This window comes from Deinococcus sp. AB2017081, from assembly GCF_034440735.1.
GTDB classification, from domain to species: Bacteria; Deinococcota; Deinococci; order Deinococcales; family Deinococcaceae; genus Deinococcus; species Deinococcus rufus.
This window is the reverse complement of sequence record NZ_CP140098.1, coordinates 1,711,039-1,724,800: the sequence shown is the minus strand read 5'-3', so window position 1 is coordinate 1,724,800 and position 13,762 is coordinate 1,711,039. Positions and strand designations below refer to the sequence as shown.

Annotated in this window: 14 protein-coding genes; 12 read left to right on the top strand and 2 right to left on the bottom strand. The window is 69.6% G+C overall.

Annotation, left to right across the window (positions count from 1 at the left end):
- The first annotated feature begins 10 nt into the window (after positions 1-10).
- The 4 genes from U2P90_RS08350 (at position 11) to U2P90_RS08335 (ending at position 3,459) form a co-directional block, all read left to right on the top strand.
- Positions 11-1,546 (top strand): AMP-binding protein, encoded by a 1,536-nt coding sequence (locus U2P90_RS08350; protein WP_322474552.1) that lies wholly within the window; start codon positions 11-13, stop codon positions 1,544-1,546.
- 352 nt (positions 1,547-1,898) lie between these two features.
- Positions 1,899-2,552, top strand: coding sequence for a ribonuclease HII (locus U2P90_RS08345; protein ID WP_322474551.1), 654 nt, complete (start codon positions 1,899-1,901; stop codon positions 2,550-2,552).
- The gene (locus tag U2P90_RS08340; RefSeq protein ID WP_322474550.1) at positions 2,549-3,106 is read left to right on the top strand and encodes an MOSC domain-containing protein; all 558 of its coding nucleotides are present in this window, start codon (positions 2,549-2,551) and stop codon (positions 3,104-3,106) included. Before U2P90_RS08345 ends, U2P90_RS08340 begins: the two co-directional genes overlap by 4 nt.
- 137 nt (positions 3,107-3,243) lie before the next feature.
- Positions 3,244-3,459, top strand: a complete 216-nt coding sequence (locus U2P90_RS08335; RefSeq protein WP_295818162.1) for a hypothetical protein — start codon at positions 3,244-3,246, stop codon at positions 3,457-3,459.
- A gap of 7 nt (positions 3,460-3,466) precedes the next feature.
- On the opposite strand, the gene U2P90_RS08330 is transcribed toward U2P90_RS08335, so the two are convergent.
- Together U2P90_RS08330 and U2P90_RS08325 are read right to left on the bottom strand one after the other, a co-directional pair.
- Entirely contained in the window at positions 3,467-4,276 is an 810-nt protein-coding gene (locus U2P90_RS08330) for a GNAT family N-acetyltransferase (RefSeq protein WP_322474549.1), read from the bottom strand.
- A gap of 66 nt (positions 4,277-4,342) precedes the next feature.
- Entirely contained in the window at positions 4,343-5,200 is an 858-nt protein-coding gene (locus U2P90_RS08325) for a helix-turn-helix transcriptional regulator (protein ID WP_322474548.1), read from the bottom strand.
- Positions 5,201-5,296: 96 nt separating this feature from the next.
- Between U2P90_RS08325 and U2P90_RS08320 the strand changes: the two genes are divergently transcribed.
- The 8 genes from U2P90_RS08320 (at position 5,297) to U2P90_RS08285 (ending at position 13,648) form a co-directional block, all read left to right on the top strand.
- Entirely contained in the window at positions 5,297-6,472 is a 1,176-nt protein-coding gene (locus U2P90_RS08320; protein WP_322474547.1) for an MFS transporter, read from the top strand.
- 1 nt (position 6,473) lies between these two features.
- Positions 6,474-8,285: a translation elongation factor 4 gene (lepA, locus tag U2P90_RS08315; RefSeq protein WP_295822538.1), complete on the top strand. Its 1,812-nt coding sequence runs from the start codon at positions 6,474-6,476 to the stop codon at positions 8,283-8,285.
- Between the two features lie 5 nt (positions 8,286-8,290).
- Positions 8,291-8,899, top strand: a complete 609-nt coding sequence (locus tag U2P90_RS08310; RefSeq protein ID WP_322474546.1) for a class I SAM-dependent methyltransferase — start codon at positions 8,291-8,293, stop codon at positions 8,897-8,899.
- A 147-nt stretch (positions 8,900-9,046) separates the two neighbouring features.
- Positions 9,047-10,120, top strand: a complete 1,074-nt coding sequence (locus U2P90_RS08305; protein WP_380103485.1) for a sensor histidine kinase — start codon at positions 9,047-9,049, stop codon at positions 10,118-10,120.
- Positions 10,117-10,701, top strand: a complete 585-nt coding sequence (locus U2P90_RS08300; RefSeq protein ID WP_295822528.1) for a response regulator — start codon at positions 10,117-10,119, stop codon at positions 10,699-10,701. The genes U2P90_RS08305 and U2P90_RS08300 overlap by 4 nt, the downstream gene beginning before the upstream one ends.
- A 657-nt stretch (positions 10,702-11,358) precedes the next feature.
- Entirely contained in the window at positions 11,359-11,862 is a 504-nt protein-coding gene (locus U2P90_RS08295) for a hypothetical protein (protein WP_322474545.1), read from the top strand.
- A 56-nt stretch (positions 11,863-11,918) separates the two neighbouring features.
- Positions 11,919-12,437 carry a hypothetical protein gene (locus U2P90_RS08290; protein ID WP_322474544.1) on the top strand — a complete coding sequence of 173 codons (519 nt, stop codon included), beginning with the start codon at positions 11,919-11,921 and terminating at the stop codon, positions 12,435-12,437.
- Positions 12,438-12,481: 44 nt separating this feature from the next.
- Entirely contained in the window at positions 12,482-13,648 is a 1,167-nt protein-coding gene (locus U2P90_RS08285) for a pyridoxal phosphate-dependent aminotransferase (protein ID WP_322474543.1), read from the top strand.
- Positions 13,649-13,762: the final 114 nt, after the last annotated feature.

Below are 13,762 nucleotides of genomic sequence, written 5' to 3'. Positions count from 1 at the left end.
TCACCCTCCTGTGAAGACCCCTCTGACCCCCCTTGAATCCGTCCTGCGCGCCTTTCAGGTGCACGCCCACCGCCCGGCCGTGCTGGACGGTGCACGCACCGTGACCTATGCCGAGTTCGGAGACCGCACGGCCCGGCTGGTCGCGGTGCTGGGCCAGTACGGTCTGCGTGCCGGCGGGCACGTCCTGCTGATCGCCCCGAATACCGCCGACGCCCTGCTCGCCTTCCATGCCGTGCCCCTGGCCAGAGGCATCATCGTGCCGCTGAATCCGGCATTCAGCACCGACTCGCTGCGCTTTCTGGCCGGCCACGCCGACCCTGCGGTCGCGCTGGTGCACCACACGGATCTGCCGCGCGTGCAGGGCCGGCTCGACGCCCTGGGGGTGCCCGTCCTGATCCTCGGGGACGGCAGCCTCGACGGGCACCTGAGCCGCGCCGTGCCCGCCCCGCTGACCCTGCCCGACGCCCTGGACGAGGATCGGCCCATCTCGATCAACTACACCAGTGGCACCACCAGCGATCCCAAGGGCGTGATGCTCACGCACCGGAACGCCTTCGTGAATCTGGCGAACCTGCTGTACCACCTGAACCTGCGCCCCCACTCGGCGTTCCTGCACGCCCTGACGCTGTCGCACAGCAACGGCTGGGGCGGCGCGTGGGCCGCGAGCGCCGCCGGGGCCACGCACCTGCCACTGCCCGATCCGGCCGAGCTTCGCCACGCGCTGACCAGCGGCCCGGCCACCCACCTGTGCGCGTCGCCGGCGCTGATCGCCCCCCTGGTCGACTCTGCCGCGCCGGTGCACCTGCCGCGGCGCGTCACGATGCTGCTGGCCGGCACCCGGCCCCAGGCCCGGCTGCTCGGCAGCCTCCAGGAACAGGGCTTCGACGTCGTGCACGGCTACGGTCTGACCGAGACCAGCGCGGTGCTGACCATCACCGATCCGGCCGATCTGGAACCGGCGCAGGCACACGCCCACACCCGCCAGGGCCACCCCATGGTCTTCGGCGGGCAGGTGCGGGTCGTCCTCGAGACCGGCGATCCGGTGCCCCCGGACGGCCAGACCCCCGGCGAGGTCGTGATCCGCAGCAACCAGACCATGAAGGGCTACTACAAGAACCCACGTGCCACGAGGCGGGTCATCCGGGACGGCTGGCTGCACACCGGCGACCTCGCCGTCACGCACGCCGACGGCCGCATCGACATCCTCGACCGCGAGGGCGACCTGCTGAACCTGGGCGGGCACCCCTACAGCAGCACCCAGATCGAGGACGTCCTGCACCGCCACCCCAGCGTGAACGAGGCCGTGGTGGTCGCCGCGCGTGCCCAGGGCGGCGACACGCCCACAGCCTTTGTCACGCTGCACCCCGGTGCCCAGGTACAGGGCCGCGAACTCCTGAGCTTCATCGCGCCGCACCTGCCCGACTACGCCCTGCCCCGCCGCGTCCAGATCGTCGCGGAGCTGCCCAAGACCGCCAGCGGCAAGGTGCTCAAGCATGTGCTGCGCGGGCAGATCCGGGAAAGAGCAGTGGCACAGCCGGGCGGCTGACGGCCACGAGTTCAACTTGCGCCCGCGCAGGCGGGAACCTGTCACAGATGGATCTTTCCCAGGCTGCCGTGACAGGGCAACAATGCCCAGCCAGACGGGGCGAATCGGTATGGCCACTTCCCCGACTGCGACAGTCCAGAGGCGGAACTCTCCCGAATTTCCGCACCAGCACGCCATATCCATTCCCACACCTGGCGAGCGGTGTGATACGGACTCCTTCTCCCTCTGCGGCGCAGCTCTGCGAGCCCGGTCGTACCCCACCCGCATTGCTGCGGGATGGGGTCGGAGTTCGTCTGACACCGTGCCGCTCCACGGTTCTTCAGTTCCCCTTCCCCTCTGCTACCGTCCCCGTATGACCATCCCGCAGGTGACGCCGGACTGGGCCTACGAGCGCGAGCACTGGCGGCGCGGCTATTTCCGCGTGGCCGGCGTGGACGAGGCCGGACGCGGAGCCTGGGCCGGGCCGGTGACGGTGGCAGCGGTGATCCTGCCCGGCACGGCACAGGACTATCCCTTCCGTGACAGCAAGCAGCTCACGGCCGCGCAGCGCGAGGAATTCGCCGCCGAGGTGCGCCGGGTGGCGGTCACATATGCCATTGAGCACGCCTGGCCTGCCGAGATCGACGAGAAGAACATCCTGGGCGCGACCCACGCTGCGGCGCTGCGGGCACTGGCCCGACTGGAACCGCCCCCGCAGGCGCTCGTCACGGACTACCTGAAACTGCGGGTGGACATCCCGATCAGTGCTCCACCCAGGGCCGACGCCCTGAGCTACTCGGTGGCAGCGGCGAGCCTGCTCGCCAAGACCGAACGCGACCGGCTCATGCTGCAGCTGGACGCACAGCACCCCGGCTACGGCTTCGCGGGGCACAAGGGGTACGGTGCTCCGGCCCACCGCGCGGCGCTGAGAGACCTGGGCGTGACCGACCTGCACCGCCGCTCGTATGCCCCGATCCGGGCGCTGCTGGACACGCCCTCTCCCCTGTTCGACCTGGAGACGACATGACCGACACCACCCTGACCGCGACCGTGATCGCCGTGGCCGCCGACGGCACGCACCGCTTTTCCAAGGAGCCCCGGCCCGTGATCCGGCTGCTGGCCGGCCTGGGGGTCGAAGGTGATGCCCATGCCGGCGTGACCGTGAAGCACCGCTCGCGGGTGCGGGCCGATCCCACCCAGCCGAACCTGCGCCAGCTGCACCTGATCCACGCCGAGCTGTTCGACGAGGTCGCCCGACAGGGCTTCACCGTGCATCCCGCTGACCTGGGCGAGAACATCACCACGCGCGGCCTGGACGTGCTGGCCCTGCCGCGTGGCGCCCGCCTGCACCTCGGGCCAGAAGCGGTCGTGGAGGTCACGGGCCTGCGCAATCCCTGTGCCCAGATCGACGCCTTCATGCCGGGGCTCCTCCGGGAAGTGGTGGGAACCGACGATCGGGGCGAACCGGTCTTCCGGGCCGGCATCATGGCCGTGGTACTGACCGGCGGCGAGGTGCGGCCCGGCGACGACATCCGCGTGGAGCTGCCACCCCAGCCGCACGAGGCGCTGAAACGGGTGTGAGCCTGTCGTTTCTTCACCGTCCACGCCGCCTGTCTGCAGGCATACACACCGGAGGCAGGCGATGCCGCAGGGTGAGGTATTCCCGTGGTCATCGGTCGCAATGAGCGCCCCCACGAGCCCCCAGCCTGGAGTGTCCCATGGACAACCGCAGCGCCGCCACCTACCTGACCCTCGCCGGAGCCGCCTCGATTCTGGGTTCTATCGCCATCTGGGCCATGCAGGGTGGGCAGGAGAAAGACGAGAAGGAGCGCGCCCACGGCGAACGCTTCGGCATCTTCGTGGGCCTGTGGGCGCCGACCTTCTTCATCCTGGCCAACCGCTTCCACACCGCCGCCGTAGACGAGGAAAAATAGTCCGCGCCTACCCGGCCGGTGGGCGTTTCTGGAACGCGAGCTGTACTTCCGTGGGTGTAAACCCGACACTCTCGTAGAGCCGCTGGGCGTGGTAGCCGGGATCGGCCACGATGACCAGGGTGCGGGTGCCCAGATGTGCCTGTGCCCACTCGCCTGCCGTATGCACCAGCGTACCCGCCAGTCCCCGTGATCGGGCGTCCGGGTGGGTCTCCACACTCTGGTAGCGGGCCACACCATCGCCGGCGTCGAAGATTCCCAGGCCCGCGAGCATCTGCCCATGACCGTCGAAGGCCCCCAGCGTCGCACCGTGCCCGGCCGTCTGTGCGTGTCGATAGGACGCGAGTTTGCGGGTCGTGAAATCCCGGTAGCCCATCTCCTCGTGGCCGTCCGGGTCGGCAGCGTTCACGGCCATGCGCAGGGCGTGGGCGCTGGCCCAGTCGGCGTCCGTTGCCAGTGGGCGGAAGGTGGCGTCGGTGTTTACGCGGTGGGGCGGGTGGGTGCGCTGTGCCGTCAGCACCGTGTCGCGGTACACCTGATAGCCCGCATCCAGAAAGGCGGCCGTGTCGCCTGCCTCGCCGTCCGGCACATCCACGCCGAAGGTGCGGTGGGCCGCTCCCGGATGGTGCTGCGTGAACAGCGCCTCCCAGCGCTCCAGATCACCCGGCAGGGGCGGCGCAGGCATCAGCAGGAAGTTGCCCCACCAGAACGTCGGATTCTGCGGCGAGCGGATCACGGTGCACCCGGAGGACGCCGTGATCTCGCTGCCCTCGTGGCGGCGCAGGGCCAGATCCGTGAAGTAGGCCAGTGAACGGGACATGGCTCCAGCGTAGGGGCCGGGGCGTCGTCCGGCATCCGCCGGGTGGCCTGCCGACGGGTGGGAGGCTCACCCGTCGGCAAGCAGACGCCGCAGTTTCGCGGGCGTGTCGAAGTCGGGCAGGGGGGTGGACACGACGATCCGCAGGTGGGGGGCCTCCGGGACGTGCAGGATCAGGTGTTCAAACAGCATGCGGCCGGCGGTGGGGTGCTGGATGTCCTTGAGTCCGTCCGGGCTGGCCCTGACGTCGTGCCGTGCCCACAGGCGGCGGAACTCGGGGCAGCGGGCACTGATCTCGTCGATCAGGCCCGTGATCCACGGCTCGTCCAGATACGGAGCGCTCTCCGAGCGGAACTGCGCGAGCAGAACCGCGGCGGCGCTGGGCCAGTCGGTGTGGAAGCTGCGGCGGGTGGGGTCGAGAAACAAGCGGCGCAGCACGTTGCGGAATTCGGGCGGACGCTCCGCGAAGTCGCCGTACACGGCGGCCATCGCGCGGTTCCACGCCAGGTCGTCCCAGCGGCGGCCCAGGACGGTCGCGGGTTGGTCGTGCAGACCGTGGATGAAGCGCAGGACGGACGGTGGCACGTCCTCGTGCAGCACGTCGCGCAGGGGGGCGGGCTGCCCGGCCAGGGCGAACAGGTGGGCACGTTCGCCGGCGTCGAGCCGCAGGGCGACGGCCAGGCGGTCGAGCAGCGGCGCAGACACGCGGATGTCGCGCTGCTGTTCCAGCCACGTGTACCACGTGGTACTGGTCTCGGCGAGCAGGGCGACCTCCTCGCGGCGCAGGCCGGGGGTGCGGCGGCGGGCACCCGTGGGCAGGCCGGCGGCCTCCGGGCTCAGGCGCTGGCGGCGGCTGCGCAGGAAATCCGCGAGTTCGGCGCGGCGCAGGGCGGGGGGAGCAGACGCGGGCGGTTCCTGAAGGGTCATGGCAACCTCGGCGGGCAGAGTGGGCAGGGGGGAACCTCTCAGTACCAGTATAAAGAAGCCCTTGTCCCCCCATAGCTGGGCGACCATGCTCTGCGCATGCCAAGGTCTCTGTGGGTGCTCGCACTGGGCAATTTCGCGGTCGGCACGAGTGGGCTCGTCCTGGCCGGCATCCTCGGTCTGCTCGCCGCCGATCTGGACGTCCCGCTCGGCACGGCCGGCACGGTCATCACCGCCTATGCCCTCACGTACGCCGTGAGCGCCGTCCTCCTGAGCGGCGTCACGGGCCACCTGCCGCGCCGGACGCTGCTGATCGCCGGGTTGGGGCTGTTCACGCTCGGGAACGTCGCGGCGGCGGTCGCGCCGTCGTTCGGGGTCTTGCTGCTGGCCCGCGCCGTCTCGGCGGTCGGGGCCAGCGTGTTCACGCCAGTCGCGTCGGGCGTCGCGGCGGCGCTGGTGCCCCCGGAACTGCGCGGACGGGCGCTGGCCCTGGTCTTTGTCGGCATTCCTGTCGCCACGGTGCTGGGCGTGCCGCTGGGCACATGGATCGGCGGGGCCTTCGGGTGGCGAACGGCGTTCTGGCTGGTCGTGGCCGTGGGCGTGCTGGCCCTCGCCGGAGTCGCCGCGCTGGTGAGGCCGGTGGTGACGCCACCGGCCGCGTCGCCCTGGCGCACGCTGCTGCGCCGCCCCGCGCTGGTGCGGGCGCTGCTGGTCACGGGCCTGCTGTACCTGGGACAGTTCGCGGTGTACCCCTATCTGGTGTCGGCGCTGCGCGGCGTGACCGGCCTGGATGCCGGGGGGATCACGGGCATCCTGCTGCTGTTCGGCGTGGCGGGCCTGCTGGGCAACGCCCTGGGCGGGCGGCTCACCGACGTCTGGAGCGGGCCGGGCACGCTGCGATCGGGCCTGATCCTGACCGCCGCGTCGCTGCTGGCGCTGCCGCTGGTGCTGGGTCACGGGTGGAGCGTGGCGGTGGTGGCCTTCGCGTGGGGAGCGGGCAGCCTGCTGGTGAACCCGCCGCAGCAGTCGCACATCGTGGACCTTGCACCCGGTGCCGCCGGCGTGGCGCTGGCCCTGAACGCGAGCGCCCTGTACGTGGGGCAGGCGCTGGGTGCGCCGCTGGGTGGAGCCTTCGCCGGGAACCATCTGACCCAGCTCGGGTACGTGGGCGGCGGGGTCGTGCTGCTGGCCCTGCTCGTCGCGCTGTGGCCGACCGCAGCCCGACCGGCGCAGGACGGTAAGCCGCACCCGCCCAGATCAGCGGGTGCCCGCTAGACTGCGGGGCGTGAAGCTCAGGCCAGACCATGTCAGAAATTTCTCCATCATCGCCCACGTGGATCACGGCAAGTCCACGCTGGCCGACCGCATCCTCGAGCGGCTGGGCGCGATGGGCGAGCGCGACAAGCGCGACCAGACGCTCGACACGCTGGAACTCGAACGCGAACGTGGGATCACCATCAAGTCCACCCCGGTGCGCCTGACCTATACCCGCGACAACGGGGAGCAGTACACCTTCAACCTGATCGACACGCCGGGCCACGTCGATTTCAACTACGAGGTCTCGCGGTCGCTCGCCGCGTGCGAGGGCGTGCTGCTGCTCGTGGACGCCTCGCAGGGTGTCGAGGCGCAGACCATCGTGAATGCGTATCTGGCGATCGACAACAACCTGGAGATCATCCCGGTCATCAACAAGATCGACCTGCCCGCCGCCGATCCCGAGAACGCCGCGCGGGAACTGGAGGACGTGATCGGCATTCCGGCCAGCGACGCCGTGCTCGCGTCGGGCAAGGCGGGGATCGGCATTCCGGAGATTCTGGAGGCCATCGTCGAGCGCATCCCGCCGCCACCGGGCGACCCGGACGCGCCCCTGAAGGCCCTGATCTTCGATTCCTTCTACGACGCCTACCAGGGCGTGATCCTGTTCGTGCGCGTGCTCGACGGCACCATCCAGGCGAAAGATCAGATCGTCCTGATGAACGCGGACAAGGGCTTTGAGGTGGACAAGGTCGGCACCTTCAGTCCGGGGCTGGTCGTGGGGCAGGAGCTGTCGGCCGGCGCGGTCGGCTGGGTGGCGGCCGGGATCAAGGACATCCATGACGCGCAGGTGGGCGACACACTGACCGGGAAGGAGCTGCGCACGACCGAGGCCTTCCCCGGCTTCAAGCCCGCCCAGCCGGTCGTGTTCTCGGGCCTGTACCCCACCGACACCGAGGACTACCGCAAGCTGCGCGACGCGCTGGAAAAACTCAAGCTCAACGACGCGGCCTTCACCTTCGAACCCGAGACCAGTGAAGCGCTGGGCTTCGGCTTCCGCTGCGGTTTCCTGGGCCTGCTGCACGCCGAGATCATCCAGGAACGGCTGGAGCGCGAGTACGACCTCGACCTGATCGCCACCGCGCCCGCCGTGGTGTACCGCGTGTCCCTGACCAACGGCGAGATCTTCGAGACCCAGAACCCGGCCGAGTTCCCCACCCGCGACCGGATCAAGGTCGTCGAGGAGCCGTACATCAAACTCTCGATCATGCTGCCCGAGGACTACGTGGGGCCGGTCATGCAGCTGCTGCAGGAGCGCCGGGGCTCCATGATCACCATGAACTACCTGGGCAAGCGCGTGGAACTGCTGTACGACGTGCCCTTCGCGGAGATCCTGTACGACTTCCACGACCGCCTCAAGAGCATCAGCCGCGGGTACGCCAGCATGGACTACGAGCAGACCGGCTACCGCGAGGGCGAACTGCGCAAGGTGGACATCATGGTGCAGGGCGAACTCGTCGATGCCCTGGCCGTGATCGTCCACGAGGACAAGGCCTACTCGCTGGGCCGCAAGATCGTGGACAAGATGGCCGAGGTCATCCCCCGGCAGATGTTCCCGGTGCCGGTGCAGGCGACCATCGGCGGGAAAATCATCGCGCGCGCGACCGTCAAGGCGTACCGCAAGGACGTGCTCGCCAAGTGCTACGGCGGCGACATCTCGCGCAAGAAGAAGCTGCTGGAAAAGCAGAAGAAGGGCCGCGCCCGCATGAAGCAGATCGGCACGGTGGAAGTGCCGCAGGAGGCCTTCCTGGCGGTGCTGAGCACCGACGAGTAGTTCCGATGGCCGACGCCCGGCACGTGCAGCGCCTCTACGACCGCCACGCGGCCACGTATGACACCCGCGCCGCGTCGCGCCGGCTGGACACCATGCGGGCCGCGCTGTTTGGCGGCGCCACGGGCGACGTGCTGGAACTCGGCGTGGGCACCGGCGCGACCTTCGAGCACTATCCCGGCGCCCTGCGGAGCCTGAGCGCCCTGGACATCAGCGCGCAGATGCTGGCGCGGGCGCAGGCCAGGGTGTCCGGTCTGCCGTTCCCGGTGCACCTCAGGCAGCACGACTACCAGACGCTGCCCTTCGCGGCGGCGAGCTTCGACACGGTGACGTCCTCGCTGGGGCTGTGCGGCATTCCCGATCCGGCGGGTCTGTTCGCCGAGGTGCGGCGGGTGCTGCGCCCCGGTAGGCACCTGCTCGCCCTGGAACACGTGCGGCCCCCGCGGGGCTGGCTGGGCCTCGTGGCAGACGGCATCGACCCCCTGTTCGAGCGCGTCGTCGGCTGCCACGCCAACCGCCGCACGGCCCGGCTGCTCCAGCAGGCCGGCTTCACCGTGGAGGTGCTGGACTCCCGCGTGGGCGGCATTCTGATCGCGCTGCGGGCCACGCCGGGCTGAGTCCGGGACACCACCGGCCCCCACCCCAGATTCCCGGGACACCGCGCCAGGACGGAGTTCACCCTGCCGGGGGTGGGGCTTGACAAGGATCGCCCGGAGCGTCCGACCGTGAGGGTTCTGTCAGATGCGGCTGCGTACGCTGCTCCCATGAGTTCCCGCAGTGTGTCCATGCCCCGCGACGCGGCCCTGCCGCTGCGTCCCCGGCGCAGCGTGACCCTGCGCTCGCAGTTCACCCTGGTGATCTTCATGCTGGCCTTCCTGCCCAACGTGGTGCTGACCTTCATGGCCCAGCCCAGCGTGCCGGTCGCCAGCCTGATCGGCTGGATGGTCGTGGTGGGCGGGCTGTGCGCCGCCGTGGGATATCTGCTCAGCGGCACGTTGCTGCGCTCCCTGAGCCTGCTGCACGCCGAGGTCGAACGCGGCGACTTCGCCCAGCCGCACGACGACGACCCGGCCGAGATCCTGTCGCTCCGGTCGGCCTTTGCCGATCTGCTGGGCCGACTGGGCACCGAGCAGACGCGCCGCAACGCCTTCATCGCCACGCTGGTACACGACCTGAAGACCCCCCTGATCGCCACCGGTCACCTGACCCGCGTGCTGACCACCATGCCCCTGCCCGACGCCGAGAAGCGCGAGGTGGGCACCCAGATCCAGGCCGAGACGACCCGCCTGCTCGCCCTGGTGCAGCAGATGGCCGATGCCCACCGCTTCGAGCGCGAGGACGTGCAGGTGCAGCTGGTCTCCACCGACCTGCGTGCCCTGCTGGACGACGTGGCCCGACGCATCCACGCGCAGGCGGCTGCCCGTGGCGTGACCGTACGGGTCTACGGCGAGGGCCGGGCCAGCGTCGATGCGCTGGTGCTGGAACGCGCCGTCATCAACCTCACCGAGAACGCCCTGCGCTACGCCTCGCACGAGGTGCAGCTGGGCGTCACGTCGCGCGGCGTGTCCGTCTCGGACGACGGCCCCGGTCTGAGCCTGCCGGTCTCGGAACTCGCGCAGCCCTTCAACTCGCAGCCCACCACCATCGCCGGCCAGCAGTACACCGCGGGCACCGCCGGCCTGGGCCTGTTCATCGCACGCCGCATTGCCGAGGCGCACGGCGGCGGCCTGCGGTACGACCGGGCGCCACCGGGCCTCCTCCCGACCGACCTCCCACCCACCGACCCGCCCCCTGCCTACACGCACCTCACCCTCGTCCTCCCGGAGGTCACCCCATGAGACTCGTAATCGCCGATGATCACCCGCTGTTCCGTATGGGCCTCAAGTACGCCCTGATCAACCAGGGCTTCGATGTGGTGGCCGAGGCCGCCGACGGTCTGGCCGCACTGGACGCGTGCCGCACCCTGCAACCCGACGCGGCGCTGCTGGACGTGAAGATGCCCGGCATGACCGGCATCGAGGTCTGCGAGCGGCTGCGTCTGAGCCATCCGCACGTCGTGTCCGTGCTGATCACGACCTTCGCGGAACCCGCCATCGTGCAGGCTGCCCGCGCCGCCGGAGCCCGCGGCTACGTGAGCAAGGAGACCGATCCCGAGAGCCTGGCCCGCCAGCTGCGCGACATCGTCGCCAACCCCGAGATCGACCGCCTTCCCCACGTGAACGTGCCCCGCCTGACCCCCCGCGAGTCCGAGGTGCTGCCGCTGCTGGCCCAGGGCTACAGCAACAAGGAGATCGCCAAGAACCTGGGCGTGTCCCCGGACACGGTCAAGGATCACCTGGCCCGCCTGTACGCCAAGCTCGACGCCGGCGACCGTACCGAGGCCGTGAGCCGCGCCCGCAGCATCGGCCTGCTGAGCTGAAGCCGCGAGGTCTCAGAGCCGGGAGTCGCCTTCGGGCGCTCCCGGTTCGTCATGTGCGCCGCGCGGCCCCTGAGGGGTGTCGAACGGTGGCCGTCAGATGAGAGTCCTGATTGCCGCCCTGCTGACCACCTCCCTCGCCCTCCTCTCGGCCAACGCGCAGACTGATACCGCTCCCACGACCGAACAGCCCGGCTAGTGGCTGGGGCTGGGCACGGAGGCCATCATCATTCCCGAACTCCAGCTGGCCGCCAGCGTGCCGGTGTACCGCTCGGGCGACCTGAACGTGAGCGTGCGGGGCAACGTGGACGCCACCTACGGCCTGTACGCCCTGGGGGCCGATGTGCTGCTGAACCAGGTCAACCGGGGTTGGTATGGCGGCCCCGGCGCGGCCGTGATTCTGGGCAGCGGGCGCTCTCGGTGGCTACCGCGCTGTACTGGGCAATCACCTGGGCTTCTTCGTCGAGGGCCGCGTGCGCTACCTGTACGTGCCAGAAGTGTTCGTCCGCCAACAGCCACTCACGCCCGGTCAGCCAGTACCGCCCAGGACAGATCTGTCCTCCGTGTTGCCGGGCCTGCACTGGGCCTGACCTACCGCCTCTGACGGATGGTGACGCACATCCGGCACGCACTGGGGCAGCGCTTCCCTACACTGCAAGCATGACCCTGCTCCGAACACTGGCCTTCGCCGCCGCCGCCACCCTCTCCCCTGCCCTGGCGCAGAACGTGACCATGTGGGGGGGCCTGGGCACGGAGCTATTCATCGTTCCCGGCGTGAGACTCGGCCTGAGTGCACCGGTCGGGCAGGTCAGCGGCCTGAACATGGCTGTGCGTGGCACGGCCGGCGTACTGGTCGTGCCGCTGGTCGGTGACCCAGCGCCGGGTACCCAGAGTGGAGGAGTTCTGCCCTTCCCGCTGGTGACGGGCGACTTCGACCTGCTGCTGAGCCGTGACCGTTCCGGGGTGGGCTTCTACGGCGGCCCCAGCGTGGGCACCGTGATGGGCCAGGCGTGGTTGTTCGGAGCGGTGGCCGGATACACGAATACCTTCGGGAGCGGAACCTGGGGCTATTACGTAGAGGGTAAACTCAGGGGGATCGTGGGGCCAGCAGACCTGCGTGGTGTCTCGCCCGGCCTGCACCTTGGCGTCACATACCGCTTCTGATGGGTGATGCCGCAAATAACGCGCGAGGAGAGTCGGCGGTTCCCTACACTGCCAGCATGACCCTGCTCCGAACCCTGGCCTTCACCGTCGTTGCCAGCCTCTCTCCCGCCCTGGCGCAGGGCGTGACCGTGTGGGGCGGCGTGGGCACGGAGGCCTTCTTCTCGCCTCAGGCTACCCTTGGCCTGAGTGCCACGGCCGAACACCTGGGCCGCGTAGCCGTTGATGTGCGAGGCCTGGGCAGCCTCATCGCGCTGAGTGTCGGGTCTGATCCGGCACTGGCATACTCCGTCACGGCTGACGTGCTGTTCTCCGGGAACGGTTCCGGCCTGAACGTATATGGCGGTCCCAGCGTGGGTGTGCTGGGTGACCTCAGCGGGCCTTCCCTGGCCCCTGTCTGGTTGTTTGGTGGAGTGGGAGGCATTAAGGGGAGCTTCGGCAGCGGATCGTATGGCTGGTTTGCCGAGGCGCGCGCCAGGATCGCCTACTCGGGCACTCAGACGTCGTCATCATTCAACGAGTCGCTGCCATTCCTGCCTGTGGCTGGGCTCGCCGTCGGCGTCACGTACCGCTTCTAAACGTTCTGGCTTACCCGCGCCGGGCCGCCTGTACCCTCCTGGGTATGAGCGGCCCCTTCTCGTTGTCGGCGCGTGTCCAGAGCCTCAAGCCCTCCTCGACGGTCGCGGTCAGCAGCCGCGCCCTGGAACTGCGCCGGCAGGGCATCGACGTGATCTCCATGAGCGTGGGCGAGCCGGACTTCGACACGCCACCGCACGTCAAGGCCGCCGCCATCGCCGCCATCGAGAGCGGCAAGACCAAGTACACCGCCGTGAACGGCATCGCGGAACTGCGCGAGGCGATCAGCGCCAAGTTCGCCCGCGAGAACGGTCTGGAGCACGCGCCGGACGCTGTCACGGTCACCAGCGGCGGCAAGCAGGCGCTGTTCAATGCGTTTTTTGCGCTGCTGAACCCGGGCGACGAGGTACTGATCCCGGCCCCGTACTGGGTCAGCTACCCCGAGATGGTGGCGTTCACCGGCGCGGTTCCGGTGCCCGTGCCCACCACGGCCGAGTCCGGCTTTCAGCTCGATCCCGGCGTGCTGGAGGCGCTGGTCACGGCCAGAACGCGCATGATCATTCTGAACAGCCCCGGCAACCCCACGGGGGCGGTCTTCCCGCCGGACGTGCTGGAGGCTGTAGCGCAGATCGCCCAGCGCCACAACCTGATGATCGTCACGGACGAGATGTACGAGCATCTGGTCTATGGGGCCGAACAGGTCAGTATCGGGCGGTACGCGCCGGAGCACACGCTGACCATCAACGGCGCGAGCAAGGCCTACGCCATGACCGGCTGGCGCATCGGCTACGCGGGCGGCCCGAAGGCCGTGATCGCCGCCATGAACGCCATCCAGTCGCAGAGCACCAGCAATGCCAGCAGCGTGTCGCAGTACGCCGCCCTGGCCGCGCTGGAGCAGCACGAGGAGACCGCGCGGTTCATCGAGATGGCACGAAATGCGTATCAGGAGCGCCGGGACGTGATCGTGGCCGGACTGAACGCCCTGGGCCTGCCCACACCCACCCCCCACGGGGCGTTCTACGTCATGGCTGACACGACCCGGATCGACCCGGACGAGCTGGAGGCCGCCCGCCGGATCCTGGACGACGCGCGGGTGGCCGTGGTGCCCGGCACAGACTTCGGAGCGCCGGGCCAGGTGCGCCTGAGCTACGCCACCAGCCTGGAGCAGATCCGCGAGGTGCTGGCGCGGCTGGGGACGCTGGTAGAGGGGTAGCGGTGGGGCGGCGGCCTGACCCCTCAGTCCGCTGCGCGGCCAGCTCCCCGCGGGGGAGCCAACGAACACATCCCTGCCTCCTCTTGAGACGCCTGATGTGAATTACGCTGGACA

What these genes read in the sequence shown, in the direction of transcription:
- U2P90_RS08295 (WP_322474545.1), top strand. Translation starts at nt 11,359, where the DNA reads ATGACCCTGCTCCGAACACTGGCCTTCGCCGCCGCCGCCACCCTCTCC.
- U2P90_RS08325 (WP_322474548.1), bottom strand. Translation starts at nt 5,200, where the DNA reads ATGACCCTTCAGGAACCGCCCGCGTCTGCTCCCCCCGCCCTGCGCCGC.
- U2P90_RS08330 (WP_322474549.1), bottom strand. Translation starts at nt 4,276, where the DNA reads ATGTCCCGTTCACTGGCCTACTTCACGGATCTGGCCCTGCGCCGCCAC.
- U2P90_RS08320 (WP_322474547.1), top strand. Translation starts at nt 5,297, where the DNA reads ATGCCAAGGTCTCTGTGGGTGCTCGCACTGGGCAATTTCGCGGTCGGC.
- U2P90_RS08290 (WP_322474544.1), top strand. Translation starts at nt 11,919, where the DNA reads ATGACCCTGCTCCGAACCCTGGCCTTCACCGTCGTTGCCAGCCTCTCT.
- U2P90_RS08305 (WP_380103485.1), top strand. Translation starts at nt 9,047, where the DNA reads ATGAGTTCCCGCAGTGTGTCCATGCCCCGCGACGCGGCCCTGCCGCTG.
- U2P90_RS08335 (WP_295818162.1), top strand. Translation starts at nt 3,244, where the DNA reads ATGGACAACCGCAGCGCCGCCACCTACCTGACCCTCGCCGGAGCCGCC.
- U2P90_RS08340 (WP_322474550.1), top strand. Translation starts at nt 2,549, where the DNA reads ATGACCGACACCACCCTGACCGCGACCGTGATCGCCGTGGCCGCCGAC.
- U2P90_RS08300 (WP_295822528.1), top strand. Translation starts at nt 10,117, where the DNA reads ATGAGACTCGTAATCGCCGATGATCACCCGCTGTTCCGTATGGGCCTC.
- U2P90_RS08310 (WP_322474546.1), top strand. Translation starts at nt 8,291, where the DNA reads ATGGCCGACGCCCGGCACGTGCAGCGCCTCTACGACCGCCACGCGGCC.
- U2P90_RS08285 (WP_322474543.1), top strand. Translation starts at nt 12,482, where the DNA reads ATGAGCGGCCCCTTCTCGTTGTCGGCGCGTGTCCAGAGCCTCAAGCCC.
- U2P90_RS08345 (WP_322474551.1), top strand. Translation starts at nt 1,899, where the DNA reads ATGACCATCCCGCAGGTGACGCCGGACTGGGCCTACGAGCGCGAGCAC.